Annotated in this window: 13 protein-coding genes; 10 read left to right on the forward strand and 3 right to left on the reverse strand. The window is 33.7% G+C overall.

What is annotated here, in order from left to right; translation table 11 throughout:
* The first annotated feature begins 84 nt into the window (after window positions 1-84).
* Both DMB65_RS05705 and DMB65_RS05710 read left to right on the forward strand, forming a co-directional pair.
* Complete coding sequence (locus tag DMB65_RS05705; RefSeq protein ID WP_110305683.1) at window positions 85-1,092, forward strand: 3-oxoacyl-ACP synthase III family protein; 1,008 nt, start codon at window positions 85-87, stop codon at window positions 1,090-1,092.
* A gap of 90 nt (window positions 1,093-1,182) precedes the next feature.
* Window positions 1,183-1,854: a copper homeostasis protein CutC gene (locus DMB65_RS05710; protein ID WP_110305684.1), complete on the forward strand. Its 672-nt coding sequence runs from the start codon at window positions 1,183-1,185 to the stop codon at window positions 1,852-1,854.
* Between the two features lie 96 nt (window positions 1,855-1,950).
* Here the strand turns inward: DMB65_RS05710 and DMB65_RS05715 are convergent, their stop codons facing one another.
* Entirely contained in the window at window positions 1,951-4,347 is a 2,397-nt protein-coding gene (locus DMB65_RS05715) for a TonB-dependent receptor domain-containing protein (RefSeq protein WP_110305685.1), read from the reverse strand.
* 287 nt (window positions 4,348-4,634) lie between these two features.
* Between DMB65_RS05715 and argS the strand changes: the two genes are divergently transcribed.
* On the forward strand, window positions 4,635-6,413 hold the full coding sequence (gene argS / locus DMB65_RS05720) for an arginine--tRNA ligase (RefSeq protein WP_110305686.1): 1,779 nt from the start codon (window positions 4,635-4,637) through the stop codon (window positions 6,411-6,413).
* 85 nt (window positions 6,414-6,498) lie between these two features.
* On the opposite strand, the gene DMB65_RS05725 is transcribed toward argS, so the two are convergent.
* Complete coding sequence (locus DMB65_RS05725) at window positions 6,499-7,401, reverse strand: DUF6607 family protein (protein WP_110305687.1); 903 nt, start codon at window positions 7,399-7,401, stop codon at window positions 6,499-6,501.
* A 108-nt stretch (window positions 7,402-7,509) separates the two neighbouring features.
* Here DMB65_RS05725 and DMB65_RS05730 point away from each other — a divergent pair, with 108 nt between their 5' ends.
* The 7 genes from DMB65_RS05730 to DMB65_RS05760 all read left to right on the forward strand — a co-directional run bounded on the left by DMB65_RS05730 (window position 7,510) and on the right by DMB65_RS05760 (window position 18,754).
* On the forward strand, window positions 7,510-9,669 hold the full coding sequence (locus DMB65_RS05730) for a TonB-dependent receptor plug domain-containing protein (RefSeq protein ID WP_110305688.1): 2,160 nt from the start codon (window positions 7,510-7,512) through the stop codon (window positions 9,667-9,669).
* Between the two features lie 8 nt (window positions 9,670-9,677).
* Window positions 9,678-11,096: an HmuY family protein gene (locus DMB65_RS05735; RefSeq protein WP_110305689.1), complete on the forward strand. Its 1,419-nt coding sequence runs from the start codon at window positions 9,678-9,680 to the stop codon at window positions 11,094-11,096.
* 581 nt (window positions 11,097-11,677) lie between these two features.
* Window positions 11,678-13,156: an SGNH/GDSL hydrolase family protein gene (locus tag DMB65_RS05740; protein ID WP_110305690.1), complete on the forward strand. Its 1,479-nt coding sequence runs from the start codon at window positions 11,678-11,680 to the stop codon at window positions 13,154-13,156.
* Window positions 13,157-13,245: 89 nt separating this feature from the next.
* Entirely contained in the window at window positions 13,246-14,568 is a 1,323-nt protein-coding gene (locus tag DMB65_RS05745; RefSeq protein ID WP_230470611.1) for a GDSL-type esterase/lipase family protein, read from the forward strand.
* Window positions 14,569-14,577: 9 nt separating this feature from the next.
* Window positions 14,578-16,260, forward strand: a complete 1,683-nt coding sequence (locus DMB65_RS05750; RefSeq protein ID WP_110305692.1) for an MBOAT family O-acyltransferase — start codon at window positions 14,578-14,580, stop codon at window positions 16,258-16,260.
* 132 nt (window positions 16,261-16,392) lie between these two features.
* On the forward strand, window positions 16,393-17,745 hold the full coding sequence (gene ffh / locus DMB65_RS05755; RefSeq protein WP_110305693.1) for a signal recognition particle protein: 1,353 nt from the start codon (window positions 16,393-16,395) through the stop codon (window positions 17,743-17,745).
* A gap of 127 nt (window positions 17,746-17,872) precedes the next feature.
* On the forward strand, window positions 17,873-18,754 hold the full coding sequence (locus tag DMB65_RS05760) for a bifunctional 5,10-methylenetetrahydrofolate dehydrogenase/5,10-methenyltetrahydrofolate cyclohydrolase (RefSeq protein WP_110305694.1): 882 nt from the start codon (window positions 17,873-17,875) through the stop codon (window positions 18,752-18,754).
* A gap of 286 nt (window positions 18,755-19,040) precedes the next feature.
* Here DMB65_RS05760 and DMB65_RS22375 read toward each other — a convergent pair.
* Window positions 19,041-19,353, reverse strand: a 313-nt coding sequence (locus DMB65_RS22375) for a hypothetical protein (protein ID WP_230470612.1), incomplete at its 5' end; no start/stop codon positions are given.

Consider the following 19,353-nt stretch of genomic DNA (forward strand, 5'->3'; position numbering starts at 1 on the left):
ACGAAAAAAGTGGTAATTTGTACTCTGATATTTTAAAGTATACTTAGATTTGCAGTCCAATTTTTAACAAATAAAAAAAAGAGTATGTATCATTCAAAAATAGCGGGCTTAGGATATTATGTTCCTTCAAATGTTGTAACAAATGATGATTTGTCTAAGATTATAGATACCAATGATGAGTGGATTCAGGAGCGAACCGGAATTCAGGAACGAAGACACATTATTCGTGGGGAAGATACCACAACTTCTATGGGAGTAAAAGCTGCCAAAATAGCGATAGAACGTTCAGGTGTGGCCAAAGAAGATATTGATTTCGTGGTTTTTGCAACATTAAGTCCTGATTACTATTTTCCGGGTCCGGGAGTTTTAGTACAGCGCGATTTGGGTTTAAGAACCGTTGGGGCTTTAGATGTAAGAAATCAATGTTCGGGTTTTGTTTATGCAATTTCTGTAGCAGATCAATATATTAAAACCGGAATGTATAAAAATATTTTGGTCATTGGTTCTGAGGTTCATTCAACAGGATTAGACATGACGACCCGAGGACGTGGCGTTTCGGTAATTTTTGGGGATGGGGCAGGAGCTGCAGTTTTAAGCCGTGAAGAAGATTTGACTAAAGGAATTTTATCTACTCATTTACATTCAGAAGGACAGTATGCCGAGGAACTGGCTTTGCAGGCACCGGGAATGGGAGCACGTTGGGTAACGGATATTATTGCCGATAACGATCCTAATGACGAAAGTTATTATCCCTATATGAATGGCCAATTTGTGTTTAAAAACGCAGTCGTTCGTTTTGCAGAAGTCATAAATGAAGGTTTGGAAGCGAATGGCTTACAGGTTTCCGATATTGATATGCTGATTCCCCATCAGGCTAATTTGAGGATTTCGCAATTCATTCAGAATAAATTCAAATTATCAGACGATCAGGTTCATAATAACATTCAAAAATACGGTAACACTACTGCGGCCTCTATTCCAATCGCTTTGACAGAAGCCTGGGAACAAGGGAAAATTAAAGCAGGAGATACTGTTGTGTTAGCAGCCTTTGGAAGTGGATTTACGTGGGCAAGTGCAATTATCAAATGGTAATTAGTTTTCACAACCTTAAAATAGTAGAACCTGCTTTATTTGAAGCAGGTTTTTTTATAAATTTAGCGGGTAATAATTGTTTTTAAGAACATGAAAAAAAATCAACTCGAAATAGCATGTTTTAATTACGAATCAGCTTTGATTGCCCAGGAAAATGGTGCTGATCGAATAGAATTGTGCGAGAATATGCAGCTTGGCGGTACAACACCTAATTATGTTTTAACGGTAAGAGTTCGCGAAAAGCTTTCAATAAAAATGCATGTTATCATAAGACCAAGAGGTGGCGATTTTGTTTATTCAGATGAAGAAATTGCTGAAATGAAGCAAGATCTAAAACAGTTTAAAAAGTTAGGTGTTGATGGTTTTGTTTTCGGGATTTTAAATGAAGATGGCAGTATCAATAAAAAGAAAAATCAGGAATTAGTTAATTTAGCTTATCCGCTTTCCTGTACTTTTCATCGTGCTTTTGATGTAGTCAAAAATGTCGAACAATCTCTAGAAGATATTATAGAGTGTGGCTTTAAAACCATTTTAACTTCGGGGCAGGAATTAAATGTTGAAGAAGGTGTTTTTAATCTGGAGAAAATTCAAAAATTAGCCAATAACAGAATAGAAATCATGCCTGGCGGAGGATTAAGATCTTCAAATATTAAATTATTACAGGATAAACTAGAACCTACTTTTTATCATTCTTCGGCTATTACGGATGCCACAGAAATTGCAAATCCCGAAGAAATAAAAGAAATCAGGAATTTTTTATAGCATTTTAAATAAAACAAAAGATCCCTGAAGCTGGCAAACTTCAGGGATCTTTTTCTACAAGTACTAATAAAATTATTAAGATCGATCAATAAAAGGCTAAAACATTCCGCCCCCGTCTTTACTGGTATTATCTTCTCTTTGCTTACGCTGTAATTTTTTTATTTTTCCGCCACCAAAATTATACGTTAAACCCAAATAAACGGTCTGGCTTTCCCATGTAAACTGCCCTGATTGTGGATAAGGATACTGGGTATCAAAAGCATATTTCATGGTGTTGAAAACATCATTAAAACGTAAGCTAATATTCATTTTGTTGTCTAATAATGTATAACGTGACCCAATATCCATTTTGTACATTTCATGACTGTTGTTCTGAACTCCATCAACAGCACCTCTGTAAAAACCGAACAATAAGAAACTTAAACGTTTTGTTGCTTTAAAGTTAGAGTTCATGCGTCCGTTGAAGGCTGCAACTGTAACCGGATTGTTTTTTGATGTCCCGTTTGCTAAAAACACAACGCCATCCTGGTCAATACTTGAAAAATCGATAGACGGTTGAATATCCCACCATTTTGTAATTTTGTAATTTAAAGAAACTTCAAAACCATAAGCTGTATTGTGATCATAATTGGCAAACGTTAAAATTTGTTTATTTCCGTTTAAATCTGATTCATCCGGACGTAAAATTCTGCCAATCTGATCATTAATGCTTCTAACAAAAACACCTGTAGTAAAACTGCCTTTTTCTAAGGTTTTAGTATAATTTAATTCAACAGAATTAGTAAACTGAGGTCTAAGTTCTTGATTTCCATATGAAGTAACCAACGGAGTAGAAAACTCACGAATAGGTTTTGTCTGTTCTAAACTCGGGCGGTCAACACGACGGCTGTAGCTAAGTTGCAAAGTGTTTTTCTCATTTAAATTATAGGTTAAATAAGCTGATGGATATAAAGTAATATAATCATCATCAAATTTTTTAAGACCTTTATTTAAATTGGCAGTTACTTTATAGCTTTCAACACGGGCTCCTAATTGGTAACTTAATTGTTTAAATTTTTGTCCAAATGTTACATAGGCAGAATAAATATCGGTGTCATATGTATAATTTGAGATCTGGATAGCAACTAAAGGATTGTTTGTCGTATAGTTATTCTCTGATTTCGTTAGTCTGGCTTCTGCACCGGCTTCGAGGGTCGTCTTTTCGTTTAACGGATTTACATAATCAACATTAAAAGTGCTTAATTTTCGTTTGTCATTTATAAAATCATTGTAAACAATATTGTTGGATGTATTATCCGTTTTTGTTGTTTCAGTGTCAAAAGCCGCATTTTGAGTTTCTTTTGTATCACTATAATTTCCTTCAAAGTCTAATGTATGACCTTCTTTTTTAAAGATGTGTTTATAAGCTAAATTATAAGTACCGGTTTTGTTTGGCCCCTGATATCTTGATTTTTGATGCATATTTGAAATGTTATCGGCTGAATTAACATAATCAATAGTAGTATTTACAAAGCCAAGTCCAGTTGCTTTATTTTGAGTGGTGTAAAAAGATAAAGTATTATGATCATTAATTAAATAATCCATCCCCACTTTGTATAAGTAGGAGTCGTCTTCGTTTGAAATGTCTAAATCCTGTGTAATGCTCTTGTCCGTTTTTGTGATAAATCCATCGTTAAAATGTGTTCCAAAGTTATTACCTGCATTCCCAAAGAAGTTTACTTTTCCGGTCTTATAATTCAAATCCAATGACTGATTGTATTTTGCAGTTTGTCCGAAGGTGATGCCTCCGCTGTAAGTACCGTTAAAGCCGGTATTCGCATTTTTGTGCAAAACAATATTAATGATTCCCGACATTCCCTCCGGATTGTATTTGGCACTCGGATTGGTGATCAATTCAATTTTTTTGATAGATGTTGACGGAATCTGTTTTAGTAATTGCGCCGGATCCAGATTTGTTGGCCTTCCGTCAATTAATACTCGAACATTGTCGTTTCCGCGAAGCGAAAGTTTTCCGTCCTGATCTACGTTTACAGATGGAATATTATTCATAATATCAGATGCAGAAGCTCCTGCAGTTGTGAGGTCTTTTCCAACATTAATCACTTTACGGTCAATTTTTTGTTCAATTGTTGAACGTTCCGCTACAATGTTCACACCTTTCAGCTGAGTTGCTTCTTCTTCAAGGGATACATTAAAAGCAGCGGTTTTTTTATTGTCGCTTAATATGACAGAACCCATATATTTTCTAAAACCTATATACTGAATTTCGATAGTATAACTTTTTAGAGCAAGGTTTTTAATTGTAAAATCTCCGTTGTCATCTGTGTTTACTCCTGATACCACTTTTCCATTGTCTTTAATCGAAACTGTAGCATAAGAAATGGGTGCCTTATTGGATTTTTCAATAATTTTCCCGGAAACCGTTCCCGTATTCTGGGCCTGTGCTGTTGCAATTACAACCAGTAATGCGAACAGAAAGAATTTTAATTTCATAATTTGTTAATTGATTATTTTGATTTGATTGATGAAGATTGTATTTCGAATTTGCTAGTAAGACATTTTTACTAACGATTTGTTACAAGAAATTAACAAGAAAAAATTAATATTTTCTTAGATGTTCTGTTTTGTAAGAGATTAGTGTTTTTGTTTTTTGATAATTTTAACAATTATAGCAAGTCTGTTTTTAAGAATTTCTAATTATTCTTTGATATTTAATATGTTTTTCGTTTTCTCTAATTGATGAATAAGCAGTATATTTGCTCACTTTAAAATAAGTTTACATGTCATTATCACAAATTCTTACTCCTTCTATACAAAGCGCCATTCAGGCATTATTTGACATTACTGTTGATAAAATCGAATTTCAGACTACACGAAAAGAGTTTGAAGGCGATATTACTATGGTGCTTTTTCCTTTATTGAAAATGATTAAAAGCAATCCTGCTGAATTAGGAAATAAAATTGGAGATTATCTGGTTGAAAATGTGGGTGAAGTTGCACGATTCAATGTTGTTTCCGGTTTCCTTAATATTGTAATTGCAGATCGTTATTATTTGAATTTCTTTAATGAAATAAAAGACAATTCGAAGTTTGGATATGTAACGCCAAATCATGAAGAGAAAGCGATTATGGTCGAATATTCTTCGCCAAACACCAATAAACCTTTACATTTAGGTCACGTACGTAACAATCTGTTAGGGTATTCTGTTGCTGAAATTATTAAAGCTTCGGGTAAAAAAGTATACAAAACCCAAATCATCAACGATCGCGGAATTCATATTTGCAAATCGATGCTTGCCTGGGAAAAATTTGGATATGGAGAAACTCCGGAAAGTTCCAATTTAAAAGGAGATAAATTAGTTGGAAAATATTATGTTGAGTTTGATAAAGCGTATAAAGCTGAAATTTCTCAATTGATAGAAACTGGAAAAACCGAAGAAGAAGCAAAAAAGCAGGCACCAATTATTATAGAGGCGCAGGAAATGCTGAAGAAATGGGAAGCGGGTGATGAAAAAGTAATTGAGCTTTGGAAAATGATGAACCAATGGGTTTATGATGGTTTTGCTGCAACATACACGAATCTTGGAGTTGATTTTGATAAATATTACTACGAAAGCAATACCTATTTATTAGGTAAAGATGTGGTTCAGGTTGGGCTTGATAAAGGTGTTTTCGAAAAAGATCCTGATGGTTCAGTCTGGATAGATTTGACAGACGAAGGTTTAGACCGTAAAATTGTATTACGTTCTGACGGAACTGCGGTTTACATGACACAGGATATCGGGACTGCGATTCAGCGAGTAAAGGATATGCCGGATGTTGGCGGAATGGTTTACACCGTTGGAAACGAGCAGGATTATCATTTTAAAGTCTTATTTCTAATTCTGAAAAAATTAGGCTTTGACTGGGCTTCAAGCTTATATCATTTATCATACGGAATGGTTGATTTGCCTTCCGGAAAAATGAAAAGCCGTGAAGGCACTGTAGTAGATGCTGATGATCTGATGCAGGATATGACCGATACGGCCAAACAAATTTCTGAAGATTTAGGAAAACTGGATAGTTATTCAGACGAGGAAAAAGCCAAATTATACAAAACAATTGGACTCGGAGCTTTAAAGTATTACATTTTAAAAGTAGATCCAAAGAAACGTATTTTGTTTAACCCTGAAGAATCTGTAGATTTTGCAGGAAATACTGGTCCGTTTATTCAATATACATACGCCAGAATTCAATCCATTATCCGTAAAGCCGATTTTGATTTTTCTGTTAAAACGATTGTTGAAGAATTGCACGAAAAAGAAAAAGAGCTAGTAAAACAAATCGAACTATTCCCTGAAGTAATTCAAAATGCGGCTCAAAACCATAGTCCCGCTTTGATTGCCAATTATACCTATGATTTGGTAAAAGAATACAACTCATTCTACCAGTCAGTGCATATTTTAGGGGAAATTGATTTGACTAAAAAGATTTTCAGAGTGCAGCTTTCTCAAAAAGTAGCTGAAGTGATAAAATCTGCTTTTGCTTTATTAGGAATTGAAGTTCCTGAGAGAATGTAAGTTTTTATGAGTCATTATTTGAACAAATAAAAAGAGCCGGTAGTTCTGAAACTATCGGCTCTTTTACAACTAACTAATACAACTTCTATTTTACAAATTTTTCGATAACCGCATCCGTTTCTGCTTTTGTTGCATTTGGTTTCAGATCAAACAAAAGAGAGTATAATGTCTTTTTGTCAACTTTAGCTTCTAAGTTCAGGTCTTTATTTCTTTCAAAAAGAGTCTGCCATTTATCACGCACATTTTTCCAGAGCGCATTATTCTCTTTCCACCATTTTTGACCGGCAAGACATTTAATATCCGGAACTTTAGTATAAACATCCATTCCTTTTTCTTCGGCCAACAAAACATCTTTTCCGCTGTCATCTCTTATAAGTTTTTGATTATCCTGTTCATGATTCCATCCCGTTGAGGTGATTTCATGAATGTTTCTTCTTTTAAGGACATTATAATCATTACGTTTTGTGTGTTCTCTTCTAGGTAAAGGAGCATCAGTAACGTTTGCCCAATAGTCTTGTCCGTCAACATGAACCCAGGTGGCAGATCCTTCGTATCTTGGGCTGTCATCTACCTGATATACTTTTTGGGTCCATTGCCCTTTTACGGTTTTTTTATCTAGTTTTTTATATTTCCAGGAAGTGTTTTTGTCGAATAAATATAAGTCAGTGTTTTCGTAAAGCCAGTCTTGTCTCCAGTGTTTGATAATCATATCGTCGCTTACAATTAGTAAATGCTGCATTACGATTTTGTTTGGAGTATCTTCTACCAATTCTACCCATTCCAGAGCCGACTCATGTTTAGTCTGAGAGGGTTTATAGTTGAGAGAGTCTTTAGGATATTGAAAAGTTTCGGTAAAATTAAACTTCACTTCATAACATCCGCACATCGATTTGATTGATTTAATGTCTTGCTGTTTTTTATCCTGACTAAAACCAAGACTGCAAGCTAAAGCCATTGCGGCAGAAAAATAGAGGCTTTTTGTAATCATAACTTAAATATTATAGGTTTAAATTTTTTTGACAAATGTATAAAATTTATTTAGAATAAATAAAAATAATTATATATTTGCACAAGTTATTAAGACTCAATAAAAATAATGAAAATTAAAATTACCTTTTTTGCTGCTTTCCTTTTTTCTACTTATTCTTTTGCTCAGCAAAAAGATACTATTGTATCGCAGGAAAAATTATCTGAGGTTGTTGTGACAGGACAATTAGGGCCACAGTCCATAAAAAGATCTGTATTTAATGTACGTGTAATTTCAAAAGAGGATATCAAGCAGTTAGCAGCAAATAATCTATCTGATGTTTTAAATCAGTATTTAAATATTACGATTCAAAATAGTGGAAGTGATGGACGTTCGACTGTTTCTATGTTTGGATTAGATTCACAGTATTTTAAGATTTTGGTTGACAATATACCATTAGTAAGTGATACTGGTATGGGAACTAACGTTGATTTGACGCAGGTTAACTTGGATGATATAGAAAGAATCGAAATTATCGAAGGTTCAATGGGAGTAACCCATGGAGCAAATGCTGTAAGTGGAATTTTAAATATTATTACTAAAAAAGGTGGTGGTTATAAATGGCAGATCAGCGCTACCGTTCAGGAAGAAACTGTTGGAAATGAGTTTGCCTTTTTTGACAAAGGGCGTCACATCCAGTCAGCAAAAGTTGCCAATAACTTTAATAAAAATTGGTTTGTAAATATAGGAGGAAATCGCAATGATTTTGCAGGTTTTTATGACAATAAAGAAGGGAAGGATTACGGTATAAATAATGGTTTACGTGGATACAGCTGGCTACCAAAAGAACAGTTGGTTGGAAATGCCCTTATAGGATATCAAAAAGATAATTTTAGAGTTTTTTACAAATTTGATTATTATGGGGAGAATGTTGATTATTATGACCCAATCTTAAATCCACAGGATAATTATCCATTTCCGGAAACTTACTTTGCGAGAGATAAAAGATATTTAACTAATCGTTTTTATCATCATTTAAATGCAAATGGAAAGCTTTTTTCTAAGTTAAATTTTAATGTTTCAGTTTCACATCAAAAGCAGGAACGTGATGTTGAAAAATTTAATTATCAAATAGAAACTAAGCAAGAATTTGGTAATGTGAGAGAAACATATCAATCTAAGGAGGTATTGTATTCAACCGGAACTTTAAGTAATTTCTTTAATAGTAAAAAAGTTGATTTTCAGTTAGGATATGAAATCACAAACGAAAATGGGTTTTATGGTGGTTCTGCCGGAACTTTTTTTGACGATAATTTGCAGCAGGTAGAGGTTAGAAAAAGACTTGAAAACTATGATATTTTTACAGTTGCTGAGATTAATTTATCAGATAAATTTTCAATTCGTCCAGGACTTCGTTATTCAATACAATCTGCTTTTGAAGATCAATACGCTAGTTCTTTAGGGTTAAGATATCTTTTCAAAAAAGGATTAGAGGTAAGAGGTTCTTTAGGGAAATCTTACCGGATTCCAAATTTTGATGAACTTTATACATATATGGTTGATACTAATCATAATATACAAGGGAATCCTAATTTGGTGCCGGAAAATAGTACATCTTACGAAGTAAGTTTTAAGAGATCTTGTTATTTTGATTCAGGTGCTCAGCTCGCAAATAATTTTGCAGTGACTTTCTTGGACGTAGATGATAGAATTGATATGGTTTTGACACACACAGTTCCTAGTTTGAACTATAGATATGTAAATATTAATAAGTATAAGATGTGGAATGTTTCTACGGCTGAACAATATTCTTATAAAAACTTGAATATAAAAGTAGGAGTGGCTGTTGTTGGAATTTCCAGGAAACTAGATTTGGCAGCATTGAACCTAACTTCTGATGATAAATTTTTATATTCCTTCCAATTAAATTCTAGTATTTCTTATAACATTCCAAAATGGAATACTTTGTTTGCTCTTTATTACAAATACAATGGACAGCAACAACAATTTGTTGCCGGAACAGATACAGATGGAAAAGCTAAATTCTTTTTAAATCAAATCCAGCCATATAGTTGGATGGATGCTTCTGTCCGCAGGTTGTTTTTCAAGAATCAATTTGAAGTTACATTCGGAGCTAGAAATCTATTTGATATTACAAATGTTCAATCGGTTCAAAACGGCGGAACAGATTCGACTGGAGGTGCACATGCAGCTGGAAACACTGATCTATTATTAGGTTACGGGCGTTCTTATTTTCTTAAACTCACATATAATTTAAATCTTAATTAATAAATCCCATGAAAAAAAACTTTATCTTAATTCTTTCTTTTGTATTACTTGCTTTTGGAGCTTGTAATAGCGATGATAATGTAGTTCAGGAAAATGCAGTTGCATTTGCAGCAACATCTCTAAATCTTACTGCAGTAACAACTCCAATCGAAATTAAATTTGCTTCTCCAACAGCTTCAGCTGGATCATTAACATTAACTGTTACTGAAACTGCTGTAGCCAATGGTACAGATTTTACTACTTCGCCTGCAATAACAGCAAATACAGTTGTAATTCCTTTTGCAAAAAATGTTTCATCTGTATCTTTTACTTTTAACAAACTGATTGATGCTGTTGAAGGACAAGTAAAAAATGTTGTTTTCACTATAACAAGTGTAATGATTGGTAATACAATTACTACAGTTAGTGAAAATAAATCTATTCAGGTTAGTTTTAATGAGACTGCTTCTTTAGGAAGTTCTTTGTCCCCTGAAGTTGGTGGCCCATTAGAGCCAAATCAAGTTTATGTTGATTTGAGCAGCGGAATGATGACATACGCAGTAAGATCTTCTTGGGACTTAGGGTTCTATTCTGGAACAGAATTTAGAGTTGTATTAAACAGTTCTATAAATATGGCTGCTAAAGAATTGTCAACTACTAATATTGATGAAGTTCAGGTTGAAGATAATTCTATGATTATTTCTCAAGGAAGTGGCGTTGCGACTCAAATTGATGACCCAACAGGCGACATCTTAAAAACTGCGATTGCAGAAGTTTCAGCGACAGATGATAACAATAAGGTATATTTAATATATTTAGGAAACGCTACAGCCACAACAGATCCTGTTTTAGGGAAAGAAGGTTCAGTTGGAGGAGGAGCAAGAGGATGGAAAAAAATTAGAGTTTTAAAAAGTGGAAATGATTATAAAGTTCAATATGCTGATATTGCCGCAACAACTCATGAGGAAGTTGTAGTAAGTAAAAATACAGCTTACAACTTTACTTTCTTTAGTTTACTGGACAAAAAAACTGTAAGTGTTGAACCTCAAAAAGCGCAGTGGGATATCAATTTCACAACTTTCACAAATATCATTCCTGGTGCTACAGCGACTCCATATTTCTATCCAGATTTTGTTGTGAGTAATTTAAAAGGTGGAGCAAAAGCATATCAGGTTCTTGTTTCAGATGCTGTTACGTATGATAATTTTACATTAGCAAGTGTTGATAATACTAAATTTACTGCAGACCAGAGAAATATTGGATCAAACTGGAGAGCGACTAGTGCTACTGTAGGTGGAACGACAGTTTCACAGTTTGTTCTTAAAACAGATCGTTTCTTTGTTGTAAAAGATCCAGCGGGGAATGTTTATAAATTGAAATTTACAGGTGGAGCATTAGTTAACCTAGAAAGAGGACATCCAACATTTCAATACGCTATTTTGAAATAAAAAATAATACTAATTAATAACCTCGGATATTATTATTCGAGGTTATTTTTTAATCAATAATTAATTTTAGCATGAATAAGTTTGTTTCTTTTATTGTGTTGTAAATTTCATTTTAAGTTTTTTTGATAAATAGAAATCTAAAATAAAACTTTGAACCAGATGAAAATAATTATTTCATGTTAAATAGTCAATTTATGGATATAAAATTAAGATCACTGATAATTCATGTTAAATAGTCAATTTATGAACATAAAATTAAGATCACTGATACCTACCTTCAATTACCCAAAAGGAATTTATTTCTATAAAATCTTATCAGACAATAATGAAGTCAAATCTGGGAAATTTATTTTCAGATAAAACACATTTAACGTCTTAATTAGTTAATAACTTGGTTTTTTTTATTTTTTTTTTGAAAGAGGTTAGATTTTTCTAATCTCTTTTTTTATTTCTTTATTGTTAAAGTGAATTAAAAATGAATGTTTAGTTCTATCTTTGCACCTTATTTTTTTATAAGGAATTAACACGAATTTTGGACAGCCCTGTTTTTGTTGTCCCAATCTCAAATTTATAGTTATTAAGTGAATACAAAATCTTATTTCTTTCAGTCTTTTGCAATTGTAGCATTGGCTTTTGTAGCTTTCATAGGATTTAAACAAATTTTACCAAATAAGCTATTTTCGGATAGTAAACTGGATTCAAAAAGTGTACTCATTGACAGCTTGCTCTTAGAGTCGGTTGCCAATGATTCTTTATCTTTAGATGCAGATAGTGCGGGTACAAACGAAGCAAAACTGGGTAAACAGAAAATTGTTTTTGAGGACAATGAAGGAATTGAATTTCCCGCAGAAACTTTTGACGACTACAAAGGGTATCAATACCTGATTTCTTTTTATGAAAAATTGTATCAGTTAGAAAAAAATCCTCAGAACAAAGTAAGGATTGCTTATTATGGAGATTCGATGACCGACGGAGATTTAATAGTACAGGATGTCCGTGCCAGTTATCAGGAACGTTTTGGAGGAAACGGAGTAGGTTTTGTTTCCATAATTTCAGAGTCATCGGCTTCAAGGGGATCTGTAAAAACACTATATTCTAAAAATTGGAAAATACAATCCTACTTAAATGTAAAAAAACCAATAAGCCCTTTTGGTGTAAACGGTCACGTTTTTTTTGCGAATGAAAAAAATAATGCAACATGGGTTCAGTATGAAGCAGGATTGAATAAATATTCTACGTCTTTAGATAATCCAACATTATTTTATGGAAGATCCTCTAAAAAAGGAAACGTCAACTTTATTATCGGGAAAGATACATTAAGAAAAAACCTTTCTCCAAACAATTTGGTAAACAGCTTAAAAGTAACTTCGGGAAGCATAAAATCTTTTAAAGCTAACTTTATTCAGGCTGATTCAATTCCGATTTACGGATTTAATTTTGACAATGGGGTTGGTGTTCACGTTGATAACTTCTCTCAAAGAGGGAATTCAGGGCTCCCAATCTCGATGTTTGATGCTAATGTAATGCAGGCATTTCACAACAGTCTGAAATATGATTTGATTATTCTGCATTACGGAACCAACGTATTGAATTATGGAACCAAAAATTATTCATGGTACCAAAAAGGAATGACTAAAACGGTAAATAAAATTAAAGAATCCTTTCCTGGAGTTTCTATTCTCATTATTTCTACAGCTGATAAATCAACCAAGTACGATTTAGAAATGAAGACTGACTCGGCTGTTGTGCCTTTAATGAATGCTCAAAAAAAATATGCCCTGGATACAGAATCAGGTTTTGTTAGTTTATATACCCTGATGGGAGGCGACGGGTCTATGGTAAAATGGGTAGAAGAAGTTCCTGCAAAAGCGAATAAAGATTATACACATTTTAATCAACGTGGCGCAAAAGCAATAGGTAAACTGCTCTACGGTCAATTAAATAAAGGCTATGAAGAATATAAAGTACTGCGAGAAAAACGTAGTGCGGATGTAAGTAAGCGACGAACATCCAAAAAAACGAACGCAGATTCTGTCTCCGTAAAAAATGACAGCGTATGATGAATAAACTTATTTTTTTCTTTTTTTTTCTTTTTTTTTCTACAAATGAAAACAGACCTAAAACAGACTCAGTCCCAACATTCAAAAGCATGATTCGAAAAGGTGATACCGTCAAAATAGATTCTTTTTCTGAGGATCATATTTTCAACGCAAATGTGTTAGAAAGTTTTTTTAAGAAATTAAAGGAAAACGAAAATCAAAAAAAGCATAAAATTAATATTGTACATATAGGTGACTCTCATATTCAGGGTGATTTAATGACCAATGAAATTAGAAAACGTTTGCAAGACCAGTACGGAAATGCAGGTCGCGGATTGGTTTTTCCATATCAGCTTGCAAAAACAAACGGATCTTACAACGAACGCTTTAAATCAAACAGAGCCTGGGGAAGCTATCGAAACATTCTTCCATTTAAGGATAATCCCGTAGGATTAAGCGGTATTGCACTTTGGAGGGATTCAGGAGGATTTGTACTGGAAATGAATGTAAAAGATCCTGCTTATAAATTTAACATTATAAAGATTATTACCCCTCAAAATCAAGATATGTTTGATGTGGCAGTTTCTTCGAAAGTCAATTCTATTCAGACCACAGAACGAAAAGTAATCACACATAAAATTAAAAAGGGCGAAGTTTTGGGTGCAATTGCAGACAAATATAAGGTCTCAATTGCTGAAATTAAAAGGCAAAATTATTTAAAATCGAATGCCATACGCGCAGGAAGAACTTTGAAGATTTTAACAAATGAAACAAGACCAAAAACAGTTTCAATGTCAGAGTTTGTGCCTTTAGATTTAGAATCAGATTCTTTTTCTCATTATTATAATTCTGAAAATTCATTAAGCCGAATTTTTCTTGTTCCAAATAAAGAATCTTCGGATTATAGATTAAACGGATTAATCTTAGAAAAAAATGCTCCCGGAATTATTTATAGCGGAATAGGTGTAAACGGGGCAAAATATTCAGATTATAACAAATATCCTTTGTTCTTTGAGCAGTTAAAATCCCTGCATCCGGATTTACTTGTTTTTTCTCTCGGTACAAATGAAAGTTATGATAAAATGGAATCTGAAAATTATATTAAACAGTTAAGGGAGTTCATTAGCAATATTAAAGCACAGAAAATAGATGCACCAATAATTATAATGACACCGCCACCCTCTTTACTACGAAGAAAACCAAATACCTATATCGCTTCCTACACCAGAGAAATTATTGATATAGCAAAAAATGATGGTTTTGCCGTTTGGGATTTATATCATGAATTTGGTGGTATGAGCGGAATCAAACAATTAAAACAACAAGGATTAATTGGTTCGGATTGGGTTCATTATTCGAAAAAAGGATACGAAAAACAAGGAAGAATGTTTACGAAAGCTTTAGTAAAAGCGTACGATAATTATAAAAATTAAGAGAGAGCATTGATAACAATAGAACGCATCAATAATTGGTTTATTGAAAATTTTGGTGCAATTACGACGGAACAGGTTAAAGGTTGGTTTGTTTACAATCCAGACGAAAAACTATTATTTAATACAGGATTATTCTTAGGGTTATTTCTGGTTTTTTATTTTGTGTATGGTTTTTTACGCAAAACATTTTATTTAAGATTAACATACGTTATACTGTTTTCGCTTTTCTTTTATTATAAATCAAGCGGAATTTACTTTTTGTTATTATTACTTTCGTCAGTAGTAGATTACGGGCTGAGCCAGATTATTTACAAAGAAAAGAAAGACAGTGTCAAAAAGATTTATCTTGTAATAAGTGTAATCCTGAACTTAGGATTGCTGGGGTATTTTAAATACATGAACTTTATGATCGGGACCTATAATGATATGTTCAACGGTCATTATGCGTTTCATGATATTTTTCTTCCTGTCGGAATTTCGTTTTATACTTTTCAGTCGATGAGTTATATAATTGAGATTTATCGTGAAGAAATCAAGCCAACAAAAAACTATATCGAATATTTGTTCTTCGTTTCATTCTTCCCACAACTAGTTGCAGGGCCAATTGTGCGGGCAAAAGATTTTCTTCCGCAGATCTATCAAAAATTAAATCTTACGAAACAGGATGTAAACAATGCTCTGTTTCTGATTATTGGAGGTTTAATCAAGAAAACGGTAATCTCAAATTATATTTCAGTAAATTTTGTGGATCGTGTTTTCGATACACCAATGACTTACACGTCATTCGAAAATTTGATGGCCTCTTACGGATATGCCATTCAGATTTATTGCGACTTTTCAGGATATTCAGATATGGCGATTGGTGTTGCTTTATTGTTAGGGTTTAAATTACCTGTTAACTTTAGAACGCCTTATAAATCTACTTCGATAACAGATTTCTGGAGAAGATGGCATATTTCATTATCAACCTGGTTAAAAGACTTTTTGTATATTTCAATAGGAGGAAATCGGGAAGGTTCTTTTGTTGGATATTTATTTCCTAGTTTATTCTTTTTCGGAATATTGCTTTGGGGAATTACCAGTTACAACACCAGCATAATTCCACTCATTGTAGCTTCGGTTTCCATATTGCTTTTTTGTTTGTCCTTCCTGCTTTCTGGCAAAAGAAAACAAACTTTAGTAACCAATTTGAATTTGTTCACCACAATGCTTTTAGGCGGATTGTGGCATGGAGCAGGGGCACAATTTATTATTTGGGGAGCTTTACACGGATTGGCTTTGGCAGTTCATAAAATTTTTATAGAACTTTTTCCTTCCAAAAAAGAAACAAAAATCAACTTTCTCTGGAGATTTTTTTCAATAGCAATCACTTTTCATTTCGTAGTTTTTTGCTGGATTTTCTTTCGGGCAAGAGATTTTGATACGGCATTGCAGGTAATCAATAATATTGGTCAGCTAACATTTGAACCACAACAATGGCAAATCATTGCTTTAGGGTATAAAAATGTATTTTTATTAATGTTGTTTGGTTACGTATGGCATTTTCTTCCGGAACGTTTTACAAACGGAATGAAATCGGTTTTTGATAAAACTCCTTTATTAATAAAAGCCATAATTCTGGGTTTTGTGTACTGGATCGTTTATGCAACAGCGATAGCAGGATCACAGCCTTTTATTTATTTCCAATTCTAAGATTATAAAAGAAACAAAAAACATGGCGTTATTTTGTAAAACATGGCGTTCATTGTGGTTAAATGCAACTAAATAAAAATTGCCTGAAATATCTAATTAGATTATCTTTGCACTTCAAATAAAGAAAATGATATGTTTGATAATTTAAGTGATAAGTTAGATAAAGCGTTCCATATATTAAAAGGACACGGAAAAATTACAGAAGTAAACGTTGCCGATACCTTAAAAGAAGTTCGTCGTGCTCTTTTAGATGCCGATGTTAACTTTAAAATTGCTAAAGATTTTACAACCAAAGTAAAAGAAAAAGCAATTGGTCAGGATGTTTTAACAACATTACAGCCAGGGCAATTATTGGTTAAGTTAGTAAAAGACGAGCTTACTGAATTGATGGGTGGTGATGTTGCAGGGGTTAATCTTTCCGGAAATCCGACAGTTATTTTAATGTCAGGACTTCAGGGGTCTGGTAAAACGACTTTCTCAGGAAAATTAGCTAATTTCTTAAAAACAAAGAAAAATAAGAAACCACTTCTTGTTGCATGTGATATCTATCGCCCTGCGGCGATTAATCAGTTACATGTAGTTGGAGATCAAATAGGAGTTGAGGTTTACTCAGAACCTGAAAATAAAAATCCTGTAGAGATTGCTCAAAACGCAATCAAACATGCCAAAGCAAACGGTTTCAATGTTGTTATTGTTGATACAGCCGGACGTTTAGCCGTAGACCAGGAAATGATGGATGAAATTGCACGAGTTCACAAAGCAATTCAGCCTCAGGAAACCTTGTTTGTCGTCGATTCTATGACAGGACAGGATGCTGTAAACACGGCAAAAGCTTTCAACGATATCCTGAACTTTGATGGTGTTATTTTAACCAAATTAGACGGTGATACCCGTGGTGGAGCTGCGCTTTCGATCAAATCAATTGTAAACAAACCAATTAAATTTGTTGGTACCGGAGAAAAAATGGAAGCCATTGATGTTTTCTATCCGGAGCGTATGGCTGAGCGTATCTTAGGTATGGGTGACGTTGTGTCGCTTGTAGAGAGAGCACAGGAACAATTTGATGAAGAAGAAGCCAGAAAACTTCAAAAGAAAATTGCTAAAAACGAATTTGGTTTTGATGATTTCTTAACCCAGATTCAGCAGGTAAAAAAAATGGGTAACATGAAAGACCTGGTCGGAATGATACCAGGGGCTTCAAAAGCCATGAAAGATGTTGAAATCGAAGATGATGCTTTCAAGCATATTGAAGCAATTATTTATTCAATGACTCCACGAGAAAGAAGCAAACCTGCTATTATTGATGTAAAAAGAAAAGCCAGAATCGCTAAAGGTTCCGGAACTAAGGTTGAACAGGTTAATCAATTAATGAAGCAGTTCGATCAAATGAGCAAAATGATGAAGATGATGCAGGGACCAGGCGGAAAAAACCTGATGAAAATGATGGGTGGTATGAAAGGTATGCCAGGCGGAATGCCGAGATAATAAAATTAAAAGTTTCAAGTTTCAGGTTTTAAGTTGTTGAGACTGGAATTTGAAACTTTTTTTATAAAAATAAATAGGATTTTGCTTTGATGTGAAACCTGAAACTTTAAACCTGAAACTAAAGAAAATGCAAATACTAGACGGTAAAAAAACAGCTGAAGACATTAAAAACGAAATTGCAGCCGAAGTTCAATCCATAAAAGCAGCAGGAGGAAAAGTACCTCATTTAGCAGCAGTATTAGTTGGAAATAACGGAGCAAGTTTAACTTACGTGGGAAGTAAAGTAAAATCATGCCAGCAGATTGGTTTTGATTCTACTTTGGTTGCTTTGCCTGAAGATATTACCGAAGCAGATTTATTAGCAAAAATTAAAGAATTAAATGAAGATGAAAACCTGGACGGTTATATTGTTCAGTTACCATTGCCAAAGCATATTGATGAGGAAAAGATTCTTTTAGCAATCGATCCAGATAAAGATGTTGATGGTTTTCATCCGACAAACTTTGGGAGAATGGCTTTAGAAATGGAAACATTTATTCCTGCAACTCCTTTCGGGATCATGCAATTATTAGAGCGTTATAAAGTTGAAACTGCCGGAAAACACACAGTTGTAATTGGAAGAAGCCACATTGTAGGCCGTCCTATGAGCATCTTAATGAGCCGTAAAGGAAATCCCGGGGATTCAACCGTAACCTTAACACATAGCCGAACTAAAAATTTAGAAGAGTTCACTAAAAATGCTGATATTATCATTACAGCTTTAGGAGTTCCTGAATTTTTAAAAGGCGATATGGTAAAAGACGGAGTTGTAATCATTGACGTTGGAATTACGCGTGTAGACGATGCCTCAAACGCAAAAGGTTATGTGATCAAAGGCGATGTTGATTTTGACGAAGTAAGCAAAAAAGCATCTTTTATCACACCTGTTCCGGGAGGAGTAGGACCAATGACTATTGCAATGTTACTTCAAAATACACTTTTGGCCAGAAAAATCAGAAGCAGAAAATAATATTTCATAAAAAACAATACAGGAACCCATTCAATTCGAGTGGGTTTTGTTTTTTTATATCTGGGCGTGACGTATTGCAATAGACACTCCATTTAGTGTCGCTTATGTACGCCTTTTGCAAATACGGTCGAGCTTTCTATGCTACTTCGGTAGCGTATTCCAAACGCAGTTCACTGAACTCCGATGAAAATAAAAGTTAAAGTGAAGTAGTCCCTCACGCACTCATGTGTCAATAAGAAGATATTCTTTGCGAAAGGGTTGCAGCCCAATGTCATTAAGTTAAGGCTTATATTGCTCTTTTATAATTAGTTATAGATTTGTATTTTCCAGATTGTCTTATTTTTGATTTTTTACGTTCATAATTTCTATTCATCCTAATAGGTTCAAGATGCCTTTGAAATAAATTTTGTAATTCTAAAAGCACTACTTTGGGTTGCTCTGTAAGTAATAAAACCACTATTTTATTTTTCATGCTTCCAATACTCAATGTTCTGTTAATTTGGTAATCATGCTTTCTAATTTTATTTTTAATTTTCAGATACGATTCGCATTGCTTCTCTATTATACTTTGCAAGTTTGACACAAAAGTTGCGGCATAA

It is taken from the genome of Flavobacterium cheongpyeongense (genome assembly GCF_003202435.1).
Classification (GTDB): Bacteria; Bacteroidota; Bacteroidia; order Flavobacteriales; family Flavobacteriaceae; genus Flavobacterium; species Flavobacterium cheongpyeongense.

Excerpts from the sequence above, each read along its gene's own strand:
- DMB65_RS05760 (WP_110305694.1), top strand. The coding sequence starts at position 17,873 with ATGCAAATACTAGACGGTAAAAAAACAGCTGAAGACATTAAAAACGAA.
- DMB65_RS05715 (WP_110305685.1), bottom strand. The coding sequence starts at position 4,347 with ATGAAATTAAAATTCTTTCTGTTCGCATTACTGGTTGTAATTGCAACA.
- DMB65_RS05735 (WP_110305689.1), top strand. The coding sequence starts at position 9,678 with ATGAAAAAAAACTTTATCTTAATTCTTTCTTTTGTATTACTTGCTTTT.
- DMB65_RS05705 (WP_110305683.1), top strand. The coding sequence starts at position 85 with ATGTATCATTCAAAAATAGCGGGCTTAGGATATTATGTTCCTTCAAAT.
- DMB65_RS05725 (WP_110305687.1), bottom strand. The coding sequence starts at position 7,401 with ATGATTACAAAAAGCCTCTATTTTTCTGCCGCAATGGCTTTAGCTTGC.
- DMB65_RS05745 (WP_230470611.1), top strand. The coding sequence starts at position 13,246 with ATGATTCGAAAAGGTGATACCGTCAAAATAGATTCTTTTTCTGAGGAT.
- DMB65_RS05710 (WP_110305684.1), top strand. The coding sequence starts at position 1,183 with ATGAAAAAAAATCAACTCGAAATAGCATGTTTTAATTACGAATCAGCT.
- ffh (WP_110305693.1), top strand. The coding sequence starts at position 16,393 with ATGTTTGATAATTTAAGTGATAAGTTAGATAAAGCGTTCCATATATTA.
- DMB65_RS05730 (WP_110305688.1), top strand. The coding sequence starts at position 7,510 with ATGAAAATTAAAATTACCTTTTTTGCTGCTTTCCTTTTTTCTACTTAT.
- argS (WP_110305686.1), top strand. The coding sequence starts at position 4,635 with ATGTCATTATCACAAATTCTTACTCCTTCTATACAAAGCGCCATTCAG.